The organism is Streptomyces griseoloalbus (assembly GCA_014650015.1).
Classification (GTDB): domain Bacteria; phylum Actinomycetota; class Actinomycetes; order Streptomycetales; family Streptomycetaceae; genus Streptomyces; species Streptomyces griseoloalbus.
The window spans coordinates 26379-45200 of record BMUD01000017.1; the positions used below are offsets into that span (position 1 = coordinate 26379).

Here is an 18822-nt window from a genome sequence, read left to right on the forward strand (position 1 = left end):
TCGCTCTTCCTGGTTCCGGTATCCGCGGCCTTTCACTGAAAGGGGATCCATCACGGACACGGCTCCCCTTTTGGTCCCAAGCTTCGCGGAGCCCGACAGTGTTGTCAATTGCCAACGCCGCCGCGGAGGGCCGTACGGGGGTCGTCCGGAGGCAGGGGGCACAACTTCGCCCTGCGGGCTATTCGACGGGCCTCCTGGCTGGGATTCTTCGGCGTGCCACCCACACGGATCACCGTGCAGCCACTATCGGGGCACGGGCAGTACAGCGTGCCCCAGTGGGCCTCCGACGCAAGCGTCCACCCATCGGCGACGAGCCGCTTGAGGACCGCCCTGACCTCCTTGCTCGGATGGTCCGCCGCAGCAATCTCGCGTCCGACCACGTACGCCTCCACAAGCTTTCGCCCGTCGCAGAGCTGACCGTCAACTCGGGCAGGCCGACAACCCTACCCGGCACTACTGACACTGACCGAAATCACAACTCGGCACGCGTAGCGGGTCGTTGCGGAAGATGATCGTCAACTACGGCCGAACGGGACATGGGTCGTCCGGGACGCGTACTTCGCACTCGGCCCACACGGTCTTGCCCGGCCCCGTCCGCCCCTTCACGCCCCAGCGGTCGGCGACGGCTTCCACCAGGAGCAGGCCCCTCCCGCCGTCGGTGTCCGCGGACGGCCGGCCCGCCGACTCGGGAATCCCCGGGTGCCCCGGGTGGGTGTCGGACACCTCGACGCGGACGAGGCCCGCGGTCCGGTCGTACGTGAGCCTCAGCTCGAAGTCGCGCCCCGGGACGTGGCCGTGGAGGGCCGCGTTGGCGGCGAGTTCGGCCACGACGAGGGTGACGGTGTCGGAGGCCGGGCTGCCGTAGGGCAGGTCCCACAAGTCGAGCCGGTGGGTGGCGAGTCTGCGGGCGAGGCGTGCGCCGCGGCGGGTGGCGGAGAAGCGCTGGGCGAACACACTTACGGTTACGGCCTCTTGGGCCCGTGGTGCTGGCATGCCGCCAGCGTTCCGGGCCGCTCCCGGCCCTCAACAGGGACGACACCCATACAGGCGTGTCTGTATCGGTGCACACTCTGGACTGGGTGGGTAACTCCCCGTGACCCTGGGCGGGCCGGGCGGGGTTGAGCAAGGCGTGAGAACGCGGACACGGGAGGCACGCGGCGATGAGGGCGGACCACGGCGGAGGCGGGAACGGCGGCGCGAACGGCACGGAGGCGGAGCTCTCCGACAGTCTCAAGACCTTCGGCGCTGTCCTCAAGGCCCTGCGGGAGGAATCCGGCCTGACACAGGAGGAGTTCGCGGTGCGAGTACGGTACTCGGCCGCGTACGTCGCCAAGATCGAGCAGGGGAAGCGGTTCCCGCCGGCGGACCTGCCGGGGCGGGCGGAGGAGGTGTTGGGAGCGGTCGCGGCCAAGGTCCTTACTGCGGCGGCGAAGAGTCTGACGCGGAGGGCGGTGTTGGCTTCCTGGTTTCGACAGTGGGCGGAGATCGAGGAGGATGCGGTCTCTCTGTACGCCTACGAGTGCCGAGCGATTCCAGGGTTGCTGCAACCTGAGCCGTACATCCGGGCCATCTTCGACCGGCGACTGCCACCGGCGTCCGAGGAACAGATCGAACGTGAGGTCGCGTCTCGGCTGGAACGGCAGCAGCTCATCTCCGCCAATCAGAACACAGCGTTCAGCTTCGTCATCGAGCAGAGCGTCGTAGCCCGGCGCATGGGAGGGCGCGATGTCACCAGGCAAGTCATCGATCGCCTTCTCGACATGAGCGCGCGGCGCAATGTCGAGATTCAGATCATGGCAACTGTCCAAGAGGATCACTGCGGCATCGACGGTCAGATGTACCTCGCGGAGACAACTGCTCACCAGTGGCTCGGCTACACCGAAGGCCAGCGGTCGAGCAGCCTGATCTCCGCACCCAAGGATGTAAGTGTCCTGCTTCAGCGCTATGGCAAGCTGCGTTCCCAAGCCCTGGACTGTCGGGCTACCGTGACGCTGCTGGAACAGATGCGAGGAGCGCTATGACTACCGCCAACGAGCTCAGCTGGTTCAAGAGCAGCTACAGCGGCAGCGAGAACGACAACTGCGTCGAGGTCGCCGTGCGCCCCGGGGCCGTCCACATCCGCGACTCCAAGGACAAGCGCATCCGTCCTCTCATCGTCACGCCGAAGGCCTGGGCGGCGTTCGCGGCACTCGCGGCCGACATGTCTCTGGACGGCTGAGTCCGCGTCGTACATGACGTCAACGGGCGGGTACGGGAGTTGTCCCCGTACCCGCCCGCTGGTCTGCGCCCACGAGCTACTCCTGCTCGGCCTCACCGAACATGTTGAGCATGTCGAGCTGAACGTCGCCGCCCTCGACCTCATCCAAGCCGAACAGGCCTCCGCCCAGTTGGTCGGGTGCGGACTTGCCCCGACGCTTCTTGTTGGCCGCCGGTGCGGTCGGGTTTTTCGGCGGGCCTTCTCGTGCCGAAAGTACTCCCGGCACATCGGATGCAGCAGACCGTCGTCGCACAGCGAGGCGACCGTTCCGCCGCTGCGGAAGGTGGGATTCAGCGCCAGCTTGGGGTCGGGCCAACGGGTTTTACGCTCACGCTCGCCGGCCAGGTGACTCTCGATGTCCGGGTCCCGCACGGCGACGAGGGAGCTGGTGAACACCTCGTAGGCGATGAGGTCGAGATGGACACCGAAAACGTCCATAGATCGGTCGGCCCCCTTGATCACATACGTCTGCTTGGTCGCACCGGTGATTTGTCGTCCTCACTCTCCGTTCTTTTCAGGAGAGCCCGAGGAGTGAGACATGGTTCACTGCCTCCGATGGTCACTGCAGGCAAGCCCCGAAGGGATCTCCACCCGTGCCCCATGACATCGATCAGTCGTTCCTGGCACTCCCCCTACGCGCCCTCGCCGACGCCGCGCTCGCCCGCGCGCGGGCGCTCGGGGCCGAGCACGCGGACTTCCGCCTGGAGCGGGTGCGCAGCGCGTCCTGGCGGTTCCGGGACGCCAAGCCCGCCGGGTCGTCGGACACCACCGACCTCGGGTACGCGGTGCGCGTGGTGCACGGCGGGACGTGGGGGTTCGCGTCCGGGGTGGATCTCACCCTCGACGCCGCCGCCAAGGTCGCCTCGCAGGCCGTGGCGATGGCGAAGCTGTCCGCCCAGGTGATCCGGGCGGCCGGGTCCGACGAACGTGTCGAGCTGGCCGACGAGCCGGTGCACGCCGAGAAGACCTGGGTGTCGTCGTACGAGATCGATCCGTTCGCCGTGCCCGACGAGGAGAAGGCCGGGCTGCTGGCCGAGTGGAGCGCGCGGCTGCTCGCGGCGGGCGGGGTGGACCATGTCGACGCCTCGCTGCTCACCGTGCACGAGAACAAGTTCTACGCCGACACGGCCGGGACCGTGACCACGCAGCAGCGGGTGCGGCTGCATCCGGTGTTCACGGCCGTGTCCGTCGACGGCTCCAGCGGTGAGTTCGACTCCATGCGCACCCTCGCGCCGCCCGTCGGCCGTGGCTGGGAGTACCTGAGGGGCACCGGCTGGGACTGGGACGACGAGCTGGAGCGGATTCCGGAGCTGCTCGCCGAGAAGATGCGCGCGCCGAGCGTCGAGCCGGGGCTGTACGACCTGGTCGTGGACCCGTCCAACCTGTGGCTGACCATCCACGAGTCCATCGGGCACGCCACCGAGCTGGACCGCGCCCTCGGCTACGAGGCCGCCTACGCCGGTACCTCCTTCGCCACCTTCGACCTGCTGGGCAAGCTGCGCTACGGCTCCGAGCCGATGAACGTCACCGGGGACCGCACCGCCGAGCACGGCCTGGCCACCGTCGGCTACGACGACGAGGGCGTCGAGGCGCAGTCCTGGGACCTGGTGAAGGACGGCACGCTGGTCGGCTACCAGCTGGACCGGCGGATCGCGAAGCTCACCGGGTTCGAGCGGTCCAACGGGTGCGCCTACGCGGACTCCCCCGGACACGTGCCGGTGCAGCGCATGGCCAATGTGTCGCTGCGACCTGATCCGGCGGGGATGTCGACGGAGGATCTGATCGGGGGCGTGGACCGGGGCATCTATGTGGTCGGTGACCGGTCGTGGAGCATCGACATGCAGAGGTACAACTTCCAGTTCACCGGGCAGCGCTTCTACCGGATCGAGAACGGCCGGCTCGCGGGGCAGCTGCGGGACGTCGCCTACCAGGCCACGACCACCGACTTCTGGGGTTCCATGGCGGCGGTCGGCGGTCCGCAGACGTACGTCCTGGGCGGTGCCTTCAACTGCGGCAAGGCGCAGCCGGGGCAGGTCGCGGCGGTCTCGCACGGCTGCCCGTCCGCCCTCTTCAAGGGAGTCAACATTCTGAACACCACGCAGGAGGCCGGTCGATGAGCGCGCGTACCACCAAGCCGCACGAGATCGTCGAGCGCGCTCTCGGACTGTCCCGGGCCGACGGCTGTGTCGTGATCGCCGACGAGCACTCGAGCGCCAATCTGCGCTGGGCGGGCAACGCGCTCACCACGAACGGTGTCACGCGCGGGCGCACCCTCACCGTCGTCGCCACGGTGGACGGCAAGGAGGGCACGGCCTCCGGGGTGGTGTCCCGTTCCGCGGTGACCGTGGACGAGCTGGAGCCGCTGGTGCGGGCCGCCGAGGCCGCCGCGCGGGGTGCGGGGCCGGCCGAGGACGCCCAGCCGCTGGTGACGGGCGTGGAGCCCTCGCCCGAGTTCACCGAGGCGCCCGCCGAGACCTCCTCCGCGGTGTTCGCCGACTTCGCCCCGGCGCTCGGCGAGGCGTTCGCCCGCGCGCGTGCGGGCGGCCGGGAGCTGTACGGGTTCGCCAACCACGAGCTGGTCTCCAGCTACCTCGGCACCTCGGCGGGGCTGCGGCTGCGGCACGACCAGCCGAACGGCACGCTGGAGCTCAACGCCAAGTCGCCGGACCGTACGCGTTCGGCGTGGGCGGGGCGCTCCACCCGGGACTTCAAGGACGTCGACCCAGCGGCCCTCGACGCCGAGCTGGCCGTACGGCTCGGCTGGGCCGAGCGGCGCCTGGAGCTGCCCGCGGGCCGGTACGAGACGCTGCTGCCGCCGACCGCCGTGGCGGACCTGCTGATCTACCAGATGTGGTCGGCCTCGGGGCGGGACGCGGCCGAGGGCCGCACCGTGTTCTCCAGGCCGGGCGGCGGCACCCGGGTCGGGGAGAAGCTGACCGAGCTGCCGTTGACCCTGCGCAGCGACCCGAACGCGCCGGGCCTTCAGTCCGCGCCGTTCGTGATCGCGCACTCCTCCGGCGGCGACCAGTCGGTGTTCGACAATGGACTGCCGCTGGCGGCCACGGAGTGGGTGCGTGAGGGCGAGCTGAACCGGCTGACGACCAGCAGGCACAGCGCCGGCCTGACCGGGCTGCCGACGGCGCCCGGGATCGACAACCTGATCCTGGACGGCGGCGACGACCGCTCCCTGGAGGACATGGTCGCGGCCACCGGGCGCGGGCTGCTGCTGACCTGCCTGTGGTACATCCGCGAGGTCGATCCGGCGACGCTGCTGCTCACGGGGCTGACCCGGGACGGCGTCTACCTCGTCGAGAACGGCGAGGTCACCGGCGAGGTCAACAACTTCCGGTTCAACGAGTCGCCGGTGAGCCTGCTGGGTCGGGCCGCGGAGGCGGGCCGTACGGAGAAGACGCTGCCCAGGGAGTGGGGCGACTGGTTCACCCGGGCCGCGATGCCCGCGCTGCGCATCCCCGATTTCCATATGAGCTCTGTCAGCCAGGGCGTATAACCTCGTAGGCGTTCCCGGTCGGCTGTCATCCGACCGGCCGAAGATCATCAAGGAGACACGAGAACCGTGACGGACATCGTCGACGAGCTGAAGTGGCGCGGGCTGTTCGCCCAGTCCACTGACGAGGACGCTTTGCGCAAGGCGCTCGCGGACGGTCCCGTCACGTTCTATTGCGGCTTCGACCCGACCGCGCCGTCCCTGCACGTGGGACACCTGGTGCAGGTGCTCACCGTGCGCCGGCTCCAGCAGGCCGGGCACCGGCCGCTGGCGCTGGTCGGCGGGGCCACGGGACAGATCGGTGACCCGCGGCCGACCGCCGAGCGCACGCTGAACTCACCGGAGACGGTCGCGGGCTGGGTCGAGCGGCTGCGTGGCCAGATCGAGCCGTTCCTGTCCTTCGAGGGCGAGAACGCGGCCGTGATGGTCAACAACCTCGACTGGACGCAGAACCTCTCCGCGATCGAGTTCCTGCGGGACATCGGCAAGCACTTCCGCGTCAACAAGATGCTGACGAAGGACTCCGTCGCCCGGCGCCTGGAGTCCTCCGAGGGCATCAGCTACACCGAGTTCAGCTACCAGCTGCTCCAGGCCATGGACTTCCTCCAGCTGTTCCGGAGGTACGGCTGCACGCTCCAGCAGGGCGGCAGCGACCAGTGGGGCAACCTCACGGCCGGCCTGGACCTGCTGCACCGGCTGGAGCCGGACGCCACGGTCCATGCCTACGCGACGCCGCTGATGACCAAGGCGGACGGCACCAAGTTCGGCAAGACCGAGGGCGGGGCCGTCTGGCTCGACCCGGAGATGACGACGCCGTACGCGTTCTACCAGTTCTGGCTGAACGTGGACGACCGGGACATCTCGGGCTACATGCGCATTCTGTCCTTCCGCTCCCGCGAGGAGTTGGAGGAGCTGGAGCGGCAGACCGAGGAGCGGCCGCAGGCCCGCGCCGCCCAGCGCGCGCTGGCGGAGGAGCTGACGACCCTGGTGCACGGCGCCGACCAGACGGCCGCCGTGATCGCCGCGTCCAAGGCCCTCTTCGGCCAGGGCGAGCTGGCGGAGCTGGACGAGAAGACGCTGGCGGCGGCGCTCTCCGAGGTGCCGCACGTCCAGGTGACCGCGCTCGGTCCGGTCGTCGACCTGTTCGCCGAGGTCGGCCTGGTCCCGAGCAAGTCGGCCGCGCGGCGCACGGTGAAGGAGGGCGGTGCGTACGTGAACAACGTCAAGGTCACCGCCGAGGACGCCGTCCCCGCGAAGGAGGACCTGCTGCACGGACGCTGGCTGGTGCTGCGCCGGGGCAAGAAGAACCTGGCGGCGGTGGAGGTCACGGCGGGCTGAGCGGGCGGTTCCTGCGGGGCGGTTTTCGGCGGGGCGGTTTTCGGCGGGTGCCGGAAGCCGCCCCTTCGCCGTGCATCGCGGTTCAGCCGTCGCCGTCACCGCCGTACGCGCGGGCGTCAGGCCCGCTGGGCGCGCTTGCGCTTCATCGCGGTGTACAGCATGTCCACGAAGAAGACGATCACGATCGCCGCGACCAGCTGGAAGATGTGCCGGCTCCAGTCGATGCCACGCGTCTCGTCCACGCCGAAGCCTCGCGCTATGGCGTTGCCCGCGATGGCGCCGAGGATGCCGCAGATGGTGGTCAGCCACAGGGGACTGTGCTGCTTGCCCGGGATCACCGCTTTGGCGATCAGACCGAGCACGAACCCCACGATGATCGCCCACAACCAGCCCATGACTGCCTCCTCGTACGGCTCGACGCGAGCATTACGGCCAGTGTCGGCCGAGACGCGGTACGCCGCATGTCGGGTATGCCGTACGTGCCGGGGCGCAGATCGTGCGCTCCGTGCCGGTGCGGACCCGGTCTCGTGACCGGTGCGGGCCCGGCGTAACGTGGACATGTCCGGACCCTGTGTCCCCGACGGGTCACGGGACGGTCAGGGGCGGGGAAGGTCCGATACGGGCGGATGGTGGAATGTGATGCGGAAGCAGCATGGTGGCGGCAGCGTCCAGGTGTTCCGGATCACCGGCGCCCGGACCGGCCTCCAGGAGGATGTACGCGGGCGGCAGCGCCGGTACGTGATCTCGATGGTCGTCCGTACGATCTCGGTCATCCTCGCGGCGACGCTGTGGAACGTGGAGCGGCATGTCGCGATCGTGGCGCTGGTACTCGGAGCGGTCCTGCCGTACATCGCGGTGGTGATCGCCAACGCCGGGCGTGAGAACGCGCCGTCACTGCCGTCGACGTTCGTGACGACGCCGATGAGGCCGATGATCACGCCGCCGCGGACGAATGACGGTTCCGCGGAATCCGATACGGAAGATATGTCGTCACAGCCCGCGCCGGACGCACGAACGGAGCGGCCGGAACGGTCGTGAAGATCGGGGTGTGCGGGGAAACGGCGCCAAGCGGAAGGCAATTCCCCGCCAAGTCGAAGAAATCCTCAGATCAATCACGTTGTTCCGGTGCCGGGGGCCGGGTGACCCGTGACATACTTCGTACGCGCTCCGCATCCCCCGTCGGAGCGACGGACCGACGCCGGGCAGCTCCCCCCGTGGCTGCTCGGCGTCGCCTTTTCCCGGGGCGTTCGGCCTGCGCCGATCGGGTTAGGGTCGGCGGTGTGATGGTCCCCGAACCCGAGACGCCGATCTGTTCCGCCAAGGGCTGCCGAAGCGCTGCCGCTTGGGTGCTGGCGTGGAACAACCCGAAGCTGCATACCCCCGAGCGGCGGAAGACGTGGCTCGCCTGCGAGGAGCATCGGGAGCATCTTTCGCAGTTTCTCGGGGTGCGGGGGTTCCTGAAAGACGTCGTGCCGTTCTCCGAGTGGGAGTCACCCGGAGGCTGACCCCGAACCTGGAACCTGCCGGGGCCGCCGTGCCGGGGGCGAGGGTCCTGCCCGTGCCGGGGTCGGGGGCCCTAGCCGCCGATGGCCGACATCGGGCGGTCGGGCTGGACGAAGGACGGGTCGTCCAGGCCCGCGCCCGCCTTCTTGCCCCACATGGCCAGCTTCCAGATGCGGGCGATCTCCTCGTCGGAGGCGCCGGAGCGCAGGGCCGCGCGCAGATCGGTCTCCTCGGTGGCGAACAGACAGGTGCGGACCTGTCCGTCGGCGGTGAGGCGGGTGCGGTCGCAGGCGGCGCAGAAGGGGCGGGTGACGGAGGCTATGACGCCGACCCGGTGCGGCCCGCCGTCGACCAGCCAGCGCTCGGCCGGTGCGGAGCCGCGCGCCTGGTCGCCCTCGGCGGTCAGCTCGAAGCGGGTGCGCAGGGAGGCCAGGATGTCCCCGGCGGTGATCATGCCCTCGCGCTTCCAGCCGTGCTGGGCGTCCAGCGGCATCTGCTCGATGAAGCGCAGTTCGTAGTCGTGCTCCACGGCCCAGGCGAGCAGGTCGGGGGCCTCGTCGTCGTTGAGCCCCGGCATCAGGACCGAGTTGACCTTGACCGGGGTCAGTCCGGCCTCGCGGGCCGCGTACAGGCCGTCGATGACGTCCTGGTGGCGGTTGCGGCGGGTGAGGGTCTTGAAGACGTCCGGGCGCAGCGTGTCCAGGGAGACGTTGACCCGGTCCAGGCCCGCCGCCTTCAGCGCGGACGCGGTGCGCCCGAGCCCGATGCCGTTGGTGGTGAGGGACATCTGCGGGCGGGGCTCCAGGGCGGCGACGCGCTCGACGATGCCGACCAGACCGGGGCGGAGCAGGGGCTCACCGCCGGTGAAGCGGACCTCTTCGATGCCGAGGGAGGTGACGGCGATGTCGATGAGGCGGACGATCTCGTCGTCGGTGAGCAGGTCGGGCTTGGCCAGCCACTGCAGGCCCTCCTCGGGCATGCAGTACGTGCAGCGCAGATTGCACCGGTCGGTCAGCGAGACCCTCAGGTCGGTGGCCACTCGGCCGTAGGTGTCGATGAGCACGTGGGCCCCCTCCCTCGACGCGGACCGCTGGGCGTCCGCGTAGCTGGGGACAGCGGATCACTCGGCGTCCGCATACCTGCGAGACACCTGCGAGCCTACGTGACGTCACCGACAACCACAGCGGCCCGATAGGACGAGATGGCGAACGGCCGCGTCGCAGGGACCCCCGCAGAGGTCCGTACGACGCGGCCGTGCGCGGTGTGGATCAGTGGGCGCCGGTTCCGGTGAGGGACCGGACCTCCAGCTCCGCGAACTTCTTGGCGTCGGGCTCCTCCTTGGACAGGACCGTGCCGAGCCAGCCCATCGCGAAGCCGAACGGGATGGAGATGATGCCCGGGTTCTTCAGCGGGAACCAGGCGAAGTCGACGTCCGGGAACATCGCCTTGGGGTCGCCGGAGACCACGGGCGAGAACAGCACCAGGCCGACGGCGACGATGAGACCGCCGTAGATCGACCACAGGGCGCCCTGGGTGGTGAACCGCTTCCAGAAGAGGCTGTAGAGGATGGTCGGCAGGTTGGCGGACGCGGCGACCGCGAAGGCCAGCGCGACCAGGCCGGCCACGTTCAGGTCACGGGCGAGGGCGCCGAGCGCGATGGAGACGATGCCGATGAGGACGGTCGCCCAGCGGGCCGCCCTCATCTCCTCCTTCTCCGTGGCCTTCCCCTTGCGGATGACGTTGGCGTAGATGTCGTGCGCGAAGGAGGACGACGAGGCGAGAGTGAGCCCGGCGACCACGGCGAGGATCGTCGCGAAGGCGACCGCCGAGATGGTGGCGAGCAGGATCGCGCCCCACGCCGAGTCGACGCCGCCGAGGTGCAGCGCGAGCAGCGGTGCGGCCGTGTTGCCGGACGGGTTGGACGCGATGATCTCGTCCTGGGAGATGAGCGCCGCGGCACCGAAGCCGAGGGCGATGGTCATCAGGTAGAAGCCGCCGATGATGCCGATCGCCCAGTTCACGGACTTACGGGCGGCCTTGGCGTTGGGCACCGTGTAGAAGCGGATCAGGATGTGCGGCAGGCCGGCGGTGCCGAGCACCAGGGCGATGCCGAGGGAGAGGAAGTCCAGCTTGGTGGTGCCGTCGGCGCCGTACTGCAGGCCGGGTTCCAGGAAGGCGTCGCCCTTGCCGCTGTTCTCGGCGGCGCTGCCCAGCAGGTCGGAGATGTTGAAGTTGAACTTCAGCAGCACCAGGAAGGTGATCAGGATCGTGCCGCCGATCAGCAGCACGGCCTTGACCATCTGGACCCAGGTGGTGCCCTTCATGCCGCCGATGGAGACGTACACGATCATCAGGACGCCGACGAGGGCGACGATGAGGATCTTGCCCGCGTCGGACGTGATGCCGAGCAGCAGCGAGACGAGGACACCCGCGCCCGCCATCTGGGCCAGCAGGTAGAAGATCGACACGACGATGGTGGAGGTGCCCGCGGCGGTGCGCACCGGGCGCTGGCGCATGCGGTAGGCGAGGACGTCACCCATCGTGTAGCGGCCGGAGTTCCGCAGCGGCTCGGCCACCAGGAGGAGGGCGACGAGCCAGGCGACCAGGAAGCCGATCGAGTACAGGAAGCCGTCGTAGCCGAAGAGGGCGATGGCGCCCGCGATGCCGAGGAAGGACGCGGCCGACATGTAGTCGCCGGAGACCGCGAGCCCGTTCTGGAAGGCGCTGAACTGGCGTCCGCCCGCGTAGAAGTCGGCGGCGTCCTTGGTCTGCCGGCCGGCCCAGATGGTGATGCCGAGGGTCGCGAGGACGAAGAGCGCGAACAGCGTGATGATGAGCCCGCGGTGTTCGCTGGCCTCGTTCGCGGCGAGGTGGACATGGGTGATCGCGGGGCTCATGCGCCGCCCTCCATACGGGTCTTGATGGCCTCGGCCTTGGGGTCGAGCTCGGCGGCGGCGTGCCGGGAGTACCACCACGCGATGAGGAACGTGGTGAGGAACTGCAGGACGCCGAAGACGAGGGCGACGTTGATGTTGCCGAACAGCTTGGTGCCCATGAAGCCGCCCGCGTAGTTGGAGAGCAGCACGTACAGCAGGTACCAGGCGATGAAGGCGACGGTCAGCGGAAAGGCGAAGGAGCGGTAGGAACGGCGCAGCTCACCGAACTCAGCGCTCTCCTGCACCTCGGTGAACTCCTCGGGTGAGGGGAGTTTGTGTTGCTCCTTCGAGGGGGGCGGTGCTTCGGCGGCCACGGGGTCTCCTCGCGGTGCGGGTGCGGTTCGGACGGGGACGAAAAGCGAGTGTTCTCGCGCTTCCTGCCCAAGGGCACGGCGCCACGCGAGGACCGGTTCACCTGTCGGCCCCTTTTTTTTCCCGTAGCCGTTTTCCGAAGACGTTCCCGGCAAAACATTGCTGGCCAGCGAGAGCGCGGGATAGCTTCACCCTGCACCACCCCGTCATGTACCTGCCCGAGCACCACCCTGTGCCTCGGGCCGGTTTCGTTTCCGGATGATGTGGAGACCCCATGGCTCATCTGCGTTCCAGACGCCGGCTCGCCCTTGCCGTGCCCGTCGTGCTGTCCCTGACCGCCTCGCTCGGCTTCCTGCCGGCGGCGGCCTCGGCGGCCCCGCAGACGGCGTCGGCGGCCGAGCGGGTGGCGGACGCCCCCTCCCTGGCGTACGTCGTCAACACCAAGGCCGACCGCCGCACGATCGCCTCGGTGAAGAGGGCGATCGCCGCGGCCGGCGGGACCGTCGTGGTCACCTACGACCGGATCGGCGTGATCGTCGTCCACTCGGCGAACCCGGACTTCGGCAAGGAGATCCGTGAGGCGCGCGGAGTCGAGTCCGCCGGCGCCACCCGCACCGCGCCGCTGACCGCCGCCGGGACGACCGACGAGGGCGCCGCCGACCACCTGACGGCCTCCGAGGCCGCCCGGACGAAGGCCGCCTCCGCCGAGACCCCGGGCAGCGAGCCGCTCGAGGCCGACCAGTGGGACCTGCGGGCGATCGGTGCCGACGAGGCCGCGCGGATCAACCCGGGCAGCCGCGAGGTGACCGTCGCCGTGATCGACACCGGCGTCGACGACACCCACCCCGATCTCGCCCCGAACTTCTCCGCCTCCCAGTCGGCCAACTGTGTCGGCGGCAAGGCGGACACCAGTGAGGGCGCCTGGCGGCCGTACACGGACGAGGACTACCACGGCACCCATGTGGCCGGTGAGATAGCCGCGGCCCGCAACGGCATCGGCGTCGCCGGTGTCGCGCCCGGCGTCAAGGTGGCCGGCATCAAGGTCAGCGACCCGGACAACGGTCTGTTCTACCCGGAGAACGTCGTCTGCGCCTTCGTGTTCGCCGCCGACCACGGCGTGGAGATCACGAACAACAGCTACTACGTCGACCCGTGGCTGTACAACTGCATGGACGACCCGGACCAGAAGGCGATCGTCGACGCGGTCAACCGGGCGCAGTTGTACGCGCAGAAGAAGGGCACCCTGCACCTGGCGTCGGCCGGCAACTCCAACCACGACCTGGCGTCCGACGCGATCGTCGACGACTCCAGCCCCGACGACTCCACGCCGGTGACGCGGACCATCGACCCGAGCGAGTGCTTCGACGTGCCGACCCAGCTCCCGGGTGTGGTCACGGTCAGCGCGACGGGCGTGCAGAACCTCAAGTCGTACTACTCCACGTACGGCCACGGCGTCGTCGACATCGCCGCGCCGGGCGGCGACCGCCGCTACCAGCTGCCGGACACGCCGTCGAAGGACGGGCGCATCCTGTCCACCATGCCGAACGGCGAGTACGCCTTCCTGCAGGGCACCTCGATGGCCTCGCCGCACGCCGCCGGTGTCGCCGCGCTGCTGAAGTCCAAGCACCCGCGGGCCACCCCTGCCCAGCTGCAGGCGCTGCTGAAGGCGCAGGCGGACAACCCGGGCTGCCCGGAATCGTACGACCAGGACGGCGACGGGGTGCAGGACGCGACGTGCGAGGGCGGCAGCCGGGTCAACGGCTTCTACGGCTTCGGCATCGTCAACGCGCTGCGCGCCGTCAAGTGAGCGCCGCCCTTCCGACAATTTTCCGCCCGTAGGCCCGCAATCGTGAACGAACTGGAGACTTCATGACAGCGTCTCACCCGCGCCACCGCCGTGCGCTGGTCATCCCGGCCGGGATGGCCATGGCGACGGCGCTCGCGTTCCTGCCCAACACGGCGGCCACCGCCGCGCCGGCCGACGACCGGCCCGCCGCGGCCGCCGCCGACGCGACGTCGCTCAGCTACGTGGTCAACGTCCGGGGCGGGCACGGCGCGCCGGCCCATGTGAAGAAGGCGATCGGCGAGGCCGGCGGCACGATCGTGACGTCGTACGACAAGATCGGCGTCATAGTCGTCCACTCGTCGAACCCGGACTTCGCGAAGACCGTCCGCGCGGTGCGCGGGGTGCAGTCGGCCGGTGCCACCCGCACCGCGCCGCTGCCGTCGGCGGCCACCACGGACATGGGCACCCCGAAGGTGCTCAGCGCCGCCGAGGTCGCCGGCGCCGAGGCCGCCGAGGGGCAGGACCCGCTCCAGGGGCTGCAGTGGGACCTGCCCGCCATCAAGGCGGACCAGGCGCACGAGAAGTCGCTGGGCAGTTCCAGGGTGACCGTCGCCGTCATCGACACCGGCGTCGACGACACCCACCCGGACATCGCGCCCAACTTCGACCGGGCCGCGTCGGTCAACTGTGTGTCGGGCAAGCCGGACACCAGCGACGGTGCCTGGCGGCCGGGCGCGTCGGAGAGCCCGCACGGCACGCATGTCGCGGGTGAGATCGCCGCCGCCAAGAACGGTGTCGGCATGACCGGTGTCGCCCCCGGCGTGAAGGTCTCGGGCATCAAGGTGTCCAACCCGGACGGCTTCTTCTACACCGAGGCCGTGGTGTGCGGCTTCATGTGGGCGGCCGAGCACGGGGTCGACGTCACCAACAACAGCTATTACACCGACCCCTGGTACTTCAACTGCAAGAACGACCCGGACCAGAAGGCGCTCGTCGAGGCCGTCACCCGGGCCTCGGGGTATGCGGAGCGCAAGGGCGCGGTCAACGTGGCCGCGGCCGGCAACGAGAACTACGACCTCGCGGCCGACGAGATCACCGACCCGGTCTCCCCCAACGACTCCACGCCGTCGGACCGGGTGATCGACCCGTCCGAGTGCTACGACATCCCGACCCAGCTGCCGGGTGTCGTGACGGTCGCGGCGACCGGCGCCAAGGGCCTGAAGTCGTCCTTCTCCAACCACGGCCGCGGTGTCATCGACATCGCCGCGCCCGGCGGCGACTCGACGGCCTACCAGAAGCCGGAGCCGCCCGCCACCAGCGGCCTGATCCTGGGCACGATGCCCGGCGGCACGTGGGGCTACATGGCGGGTACGTCGATGGCGTCCCCGCATGTCGCGGGCGTCGCCGCGCTGATCAAGTCGACGCACCCGCACGCCTCCCCGGCGCTGGTGAAGGCCCTGCTGTACGCGCAGGCCGACGCCACCGCGTGCACGGACCCGTACGACATCGACGGCGACGGCAAGGCCGACGCGGTGTGCGAGGGCCCGAAGAACCGCAACGGCTTCTACGGCTGGGGCATGGCCGACGCGCTGGACGCGGTGACGCGGTAGTCCCGCGGGAGCGGTGAGAGCGGAAGGGCCGGGCGCATCGCCCGGCCCTTCCGCTGTCCGGCCGCGCGCGGGCGGCGTTCGCGTGTCACCCCGTACTTGCCCGTGTCACCCCGTACTTGCCCGGTTCTGCGCGGCCTTGTGAAGATCCTGGGGTGACAGTGATGAAACCCAGGTCCGGGGCGGCCCGTGCGCCCCGGGCCTCACGGACTCCCGGCGCCGGGCGGGTCGCTGCCGTGCTCGTGCTGGTGGCGCTGGCCGCGCTGATACCGCTCCTCGGCCCGTCCCCCGCGCTGCGCGGCACCGGGGAGGCCGCGGCGCCCGGCACCGGCGGCATAGCCCTGCTGCGCGCGGTGCTGTTCGCCGCGCTGTCCGTGTCCGTCGGCGAGCTGTTCGTGACACGGCTGGTCCGTTCCGTGCCCGGTGCTCCCCCTGCCGTCCCCCGGAGTTGGTCGGCCGCGGCGAACTCCGCCGGCTTCCTGGCCGCCCTCGGACTCGCCTCCGTCGTGGCCACCGGCAACCTGGTGCCGGACAGCCTCGCCGACATCGACGTCGGCGGCCTCTACGGCACCCGGGACGGCAAACTCGCCCTCCTGGAGGTCAACGCCTTTCTCGCGGCGGCCCTGTGCGCGACGTCCGGCCGACCGGGCACCCAGGTGTGGCCCCTGGCGGCGGTGCTGGTCGCGGAGGCCCTGCGCGCGCATCCGACGACCGAGTACGGCCCGTTGACCGGCTCCGGGCTGACGCTGGTGCACCTGATCTGCGCGTCGCTCTGGGCGGGCGGTCTGCTCCAGGTGCTGCGCACGCTGCGACGGTGGCGGGGGGCGGAGGCGGGCGGCGCGCTGCTGGGGTGCTACGCGCGCGTGGCGCTCGTCCTGCTGGTCGCCATCACCGCGACGGGAGTGTGCAGTTCGCTGCGCCGGATGCCGCCGGAGACGATCCTGGAGCAGCTGACGGACACCGCGTACGGGCGCGTGCTGCTCGCCAAGGTGGTCCTGATGGCGGGTGTCGCCGCGCTCGCCCTGTGGGCGCGGATCCGGCTGGCCCGCGCGGCCGACCCGCTGACCGCCGGCACACCCGCGCGGGCGGAGGTGTACGCGCTCGGCGTGGTGGTCGCGGTGTCGGGGCTGCTGACGGCACTGCCGGTGCCGATCCGTTGGTGAAACGAGCCGGCGGGGAACCGGTCACGGCATCCGAACGGGCGGGCCGCGTCGGGCACCTGACGGACGGGGCTGTCAGTCGCGGCCCGTATCCTCATGAACCATGCTCGAAGACCTCACGACCCAGGCGTCCTCCCCCACCGCGTGGCCGGCCGCGTATCCCCGGGGATACGCGGTCGTTGACGTGGAGACCACGGGGCTGGCCCGGGACGACCGCATCATCTCCGCGGCCGTCTACCGGCTGGACGCGCGCGGCGAGGTCGAGGACCACTGGTACACGGTGGTCAATCCGGAGCGGGATCCGGGCCCGGTGTGGATCCACGGTCTGACGAGCGACGTGCTGGAGGGGGCGCCCCTCTTCCAGGACATCGCCGCGGAGTTCGCGACCCGGCTGGAGGGCCGGGTGCTCGTCGCGCACAACGCCGTCTTCGACTGGCAGATGATCGCCCGGGAGTACGCCCGCGCGCGGAGCGAGGCGCCGGTGAGGCAGCGGTTGTGCACCATCGCCCTCGCCAAGGAGTTGGGGCTGCCGCTGCCCAACCACAAGCTGGAGTCGCTCGCCGCGCACTTCGGTGTCGTGCAGCAGCGGGCGCACCACGCGCTGGACGACGCGCGCGTGCTGGCGGAGGCGTTCCGGCCGAGTCTGCGGGCCGCGGCGGCGGGCGGCGTACGGCTGCCGTTGCACGAGTGCCGGCCGCTGACCGAGTGGACGGACCGGCCCCGCATCGGGCAGCAGGCGGGGTACGGCGGCCACCGGCCGGCCAGTTGGCGTCCCTCCCGCAAGCGGCCCGCGTGCCCCTACCCCAACCCGGGTCGGTACGAAGCGGGCAAGCGGCTCAAGCAGGGCATGCGGGTGGCGTTCTCCGGCGACACCTCCGTCGAGCGGGACCTGCTGGAGGACCGCGCGACCGAGGCGGGCCTGCATGTCGCGACCAGCCTGTCCCGGCTGACCAGTCTCCTCGTCACCAACGACCCCGATTCGGGCACCTCCAAGGTGGTCAAGGCCCGTCAGTACGGCACGCCGGTCGTCGACGAGGCCGCGTTCGGCCAGCTGCTCGGGGACGTGGAGCCGGCGGACCGCGCGGACGGGTGATTGGCGGGCGACTCGCCCGCCGCCCGCTCGCCCGTGCCGGGCCGACGGCTCACGCTGTGGCGCATGGCGACATGTGAAGTTTGCGGCAACAGCTACGGAATGACCTTCGAGGTGCACGCGCAGGGCGTGGTGCACGTCTTCGACTGCTTCTCCTGTGCGATCCACCGCATGGCCCCGATCTGCGAGCACTGCCGGGTGCAGATCATCGGCCAGGGCGTCGAGGCCGACGGTCACTGGTACTGCGGGGCCCACTGCGCCCGCTCGGAGGGAAGAGTGGGGATCGTCGACCGGGTGTGAATGGACGTACCCACCTGAATGCACCCCGCGAACGGGTTGTACGGTCGTGGGGTGCACCGCTTTCTGTTGTCCCGGCAATGGGTGATCATCACCCTGGTCGCCCTGCTTCTCGTCCCGACGATGATCAGGCTGGGCATCTGGCAGATGGACCGCTACGGGGAGCGCTCGGCCCGCAACCAGCTGGTGACCGACGCGCTGGCCGCCGAGCCGGTGCCCGTGGAGCGGCTGGCCGCCCCGGGACACGCCGTGACCCGCGACGAGCGGTACCGCACCGTGACCGCGCGGGGTCACTTCGTCACGGACGACGAGGTCGTCGTCCGCCGCCGCACCAACGCCGACGACGAGGTGGGCTTCCACGTCCTGACCCCGTTCGTCCTCGACGACGGCAAGGTCCTGCTCGTCAACCGGGGCTGGATCCCGGCGGACGGACCGAGCCAGACCGCGTTCCCGGAGGTCCCCGCACCGCCCCGCGGCGAGATCACGATCAAGGGCCGGCTCATGCCCGACGAGACGACCGAGGCGAGCGGCATCAAGGACCTCCAGGGTCTGCCGGACCGGCAGATCATGCTGATCAACAGTGAGCGGGAGGCGAAGCGCCTCGGGGCCCGCGTGCTCGGCGGCTACGTGGCGCAGACGGCGCCCGAGGCGAAGGGCGCCATCCCGGAACGGCTCGGGAGCCCGGGCGAGGAGAACGCGGCGCTGAACTACGCGTACGCCGTCCAGTGGTGGCTGTTCGCGGCGGCCGTGCCGGTCGGCTGGGTCGTGCTGGTCCGCCGCGAGGCCCGGGAGCGGGCCCGGGCGGCGGCCGAGAAGGCCGCTCCCGAGAACCCCGGTGAGACCGGGGAGACCGGCGCCGCGGCGGCGAAGTCGGCCTCGGTGTAACCGGCCAGGGGACACGCGCCGTAGTGACCGGTGCGTGCCGTGACCTGCGTTCCTCTCCCGGTGCGGGGTGGTCTGTGCGAGAGTGGCGCACCGGTCGGAGGTGCTGACGCGGCGTTCCGGACGGATGTCCCACCGGTTCGGTGTCA

At 70.4% G+C, this 18822-nt stretch carries 19 protein-coding genes; 13 read left to right on the plus strand and 6 right to left on the minus strand.

Annotated features, from left to right (window positions below; translation table 11 throughout):
- Positions 1-519: 519 nt before the first annotated feature.
- Entirely contained in the window at positions 520-993 is a 474-nt protein-coding gene (locus IE178_RS24180) for an ATP-binding protein (RefSeq protein ID WP_193513769.1), read from the minus strand.
- 167 nt (positions 994-1160) lie between these two features.
- Here IE178_RS24180 and IE178_RS24185 point away from each other — a divergent pair, with 167 nt between their 5' ends.
- Together IE178_RS24185 and IE178_RS24190 are read left to right on the plus strand one after the other, a co-directional pair.
- Positions 1161-2021, plus strand: a complete 861-nt coding sequence (locus IE178_RS24185; RefSeq protein WP_193513770.1) for a helix-turn-helix domain-containing protein — start codon at positions 1161-1163, stop codon at positions 2019-2021.
- Positions 2018-2218: a DUF397 domain-containing protein gene (locus IE178_RS24190; RefSeq protein ID WP_193513771.1), complete on the plus strand. Its 201-nt coding sequence runs from the start codon at positions 2018-2020 to the stop codon at positions 2216-2218. Before IE178_RS24185 ends, IE178_RS24190 begins: the two co-directional genes overlap by 4 nt.
- A gap of 76 nt (positions 2219-2294) precedes the next feature.
- On the opposite strand, the gene IE178_RS24195 is transcribed toward IE178_RS24190, so the two are convergent.
- The gene (locus IE178_RS24195; protein WP_193513772.1) at positions 2295-2483 is read right to left on the minus strand and encodes a hypothetical protein; all 189 of its coding nucleotides are present in this window, start codon (positions 2481-2483) and stop codon (positions 2295-2297) included.
- 367 nt (positions 2484-2850) lie between these two features.
- Between IE178_RS24195 and IE178_RS24200 the strand changes: the two genes are divergently transcribed.
- The 3 genes from IE178_RS24200 to tyrS all read left to right on the plus strand — a co-directional run bounded on the left by IE178_RS24200 (position 2851) and on the right by tyrS (position 7100).
- A complete protein-coding gene (locus IE178_RS24200) occupies positions 2851-4374 on the plus strand; it encodes a TldD/PmbA family protein (protein WP_184763641.1) in 1524 nt (507 codons plus the stop codon).
- Positions 4371-5765 carry a metallopeptidase TldD-related protein gene (locus IE178_RS24205; RefSeq protein WP_193513773.1) on the plus strand — a complete coding sequence of 465 codons (1395 nt, stop codon included), beginning with the start codon at positions 4371-4373 and terminating at the stop codon, positions 5763-5765. The genes IE178_RS24200 and IE178_RS24205 overlap by 4 nt, the downstream gene beginning before the upstream one ends.
- A gap of 66 nt (positions 5766-5831) precedes the next feature.
- The gene (gene tyrS, locus IE178_RS24210; protein WP_184763639.1) at positions 5832-7100 is read left to right on the plus strand and encodes a tyrosine--tRNA ligase; all 1269 of its coding nucleotides are present in this window, start codon (positions 5832-5834) and stop codon (positions 7098-7100) included.
- Positions 7101-7216: 116 nt separating this feature from the next.
- Here the strand turns inward: tyrS and IE178_RS24215 are convergent, their stop codons facing one another.
- Positions 7217-7495 carry a GlsB/YeaQ/YmgE family stress response membrane protein gene (locus tag IE178_RS24215; RefSeq protein ID WP_193513774.1) on the minus strand — a complete coding sequence of 93 codons (279 nt, stop codon included), beginning with the start codon at positions 7493-7495 and terminating at the stop codon, positions 7217-7219.
- Between the two features lie 244 nt (positions 7496-7739).
- Here IE178_RS24215 and IE178_RS24220 point away from each other — a divergent pair, with 244 nt between their 5' ends.
- On the plus strand, positions 7740-8138 hold the full coding sequence (locus tag IE178_RS24220; protein WP_184763637.1) for a DUF3099 domain-containing protein: 399 nt from the start codon (positions 7740-7742) through the stop codon (positions 8136-8138).
- A gap of 245 nt (positions 8139-8383) precedes the next feature.
- Complete coding sequence (locus IE178_RS24225) at positions 8384-8605, plus strand: hypothetical protein (protein WP_193513839.1); 222 nt, start codon at positions 8384-8386, stop codon at positions 8603-8605.
- 71 nt (positions 8606-8676) lie between these two features.
- On the opposite strand, the gene moaA is transcribed toward IE178_RS24225, so the two are convergent.
- The 3 genes from moaA to IE178_RS24240 form a co-directional block, all read right to left on the minus strand.
- Complete coding sequence (moaA, locus tag IE178_RS24230) at positions 8677-9666, minus strand: GTP 3',8-cyclase MoaA (RefSeq protein ID WP_184763636.1); 990 nt, start codon at positions 9664-9666, stop codon at positions 8677-8679.
- 205 nt (positions 9667-9871) lie between these two features.
- Positions 9872-11500: a monocarboxylic acid transporter gene (locus IE178_RS24235; RefSeq protein WP_184763635.1), complete on the minus strand. Its 1629-nt coding sequence runs from the start codon at positions 11498-11500 to the stop codon at positions 9872-9874.
- Positions 11497-11853: a DUF485 domain-containing protein gene (locus IE178_RS24240; protein ID WP_184763634.1), complete on the minus strand. Its 357-nt coding sequence runs from the start codon at positions 11851-11853 to the stop codon at positions 11497-11499. Before IE178_RS24240 ends, IE178_RS24235 begins: the two co-directional genes overlap by 4 nt.
- A gap of 272 nt (positions 11854-12125) precedes the next feature.
- On the opposite strand from IE178_RS24240, the gene IE178_RS24245 reads away from it, so the two are divergent.
- The 6 genes from IE178_RS24245 to IE178_RS24270 all read left to right on the plus strand — a co-directional run bounded on the left by IE178_RS24245 (position 12126) and on the right by IE178_RS24270 (position 18676).
- The gene (locus IE178_RS24245) at positions 12126-13658 is read left to right on the plus strand and encodes a S8 family peptidase (protein WP_193513775.1); all 1533 of its coding nucleotides are present in this window, start codon (positions 12126-12128) and stop codon (positions 13656-13658) included.
- Between the two features lie 62 nt (positions 13659-13720).
- A complete protein-coding gene (locus IE178_RS24250; protein ID WP_193513776.1) occupies positions 13721-15247 on the plus strand; it encodes a S8 family peptidase in 1527 nt (508 codons plus the stop codon).
- A 161-nt stretch (positions 15248-15408) separates the two neighbouring features.
- On the plus strand, positions 15409-16407 hold the full coding sequence (locus IE178_RS24255) for a CopD family protein (RefSeq protein WP_193513777.1): 999 nt from the start codon (positions 15409-15411) through the stop codon (positions 16405-16407).
- Between the two features lie 100 nt (positions 16408-16507).
- Complete coding sequence (locus IE178_RS24260) at positions 16508-17497, plus strand: DEDDh family exonuclease (RefSeq protein WP_184763630.1); 990 nt, start codon at positions 16508-16510, stop codon at positions 17495-17497.
- Positions 17498-17560: 63 nt separating this feature from the next.
- Positions 17561-17794, plus strand: a complete 234-nt coding sequence (locus IE178_RS24265; protein WP_193513778.1) for a metallothionein — start codon at positions 17561-17563, stop codon at positions 17792-17794.
- Between the two features lie 51 nt (positions 17795-17845).
- Positions 17846-18676: an SURF1 family cytochrome oxidase biogenesis protein gene (locus tag IE178_RS24270; protein WP_193513779.1), complete on the plus strand. Its 831-nt coding sequence runs from the start codon at positions 17846-17848 to the stop codon at positions 18674-18676.
- The last annotated feature ends 146 nt before the right edge of the window (positions 18677-18822 follow it).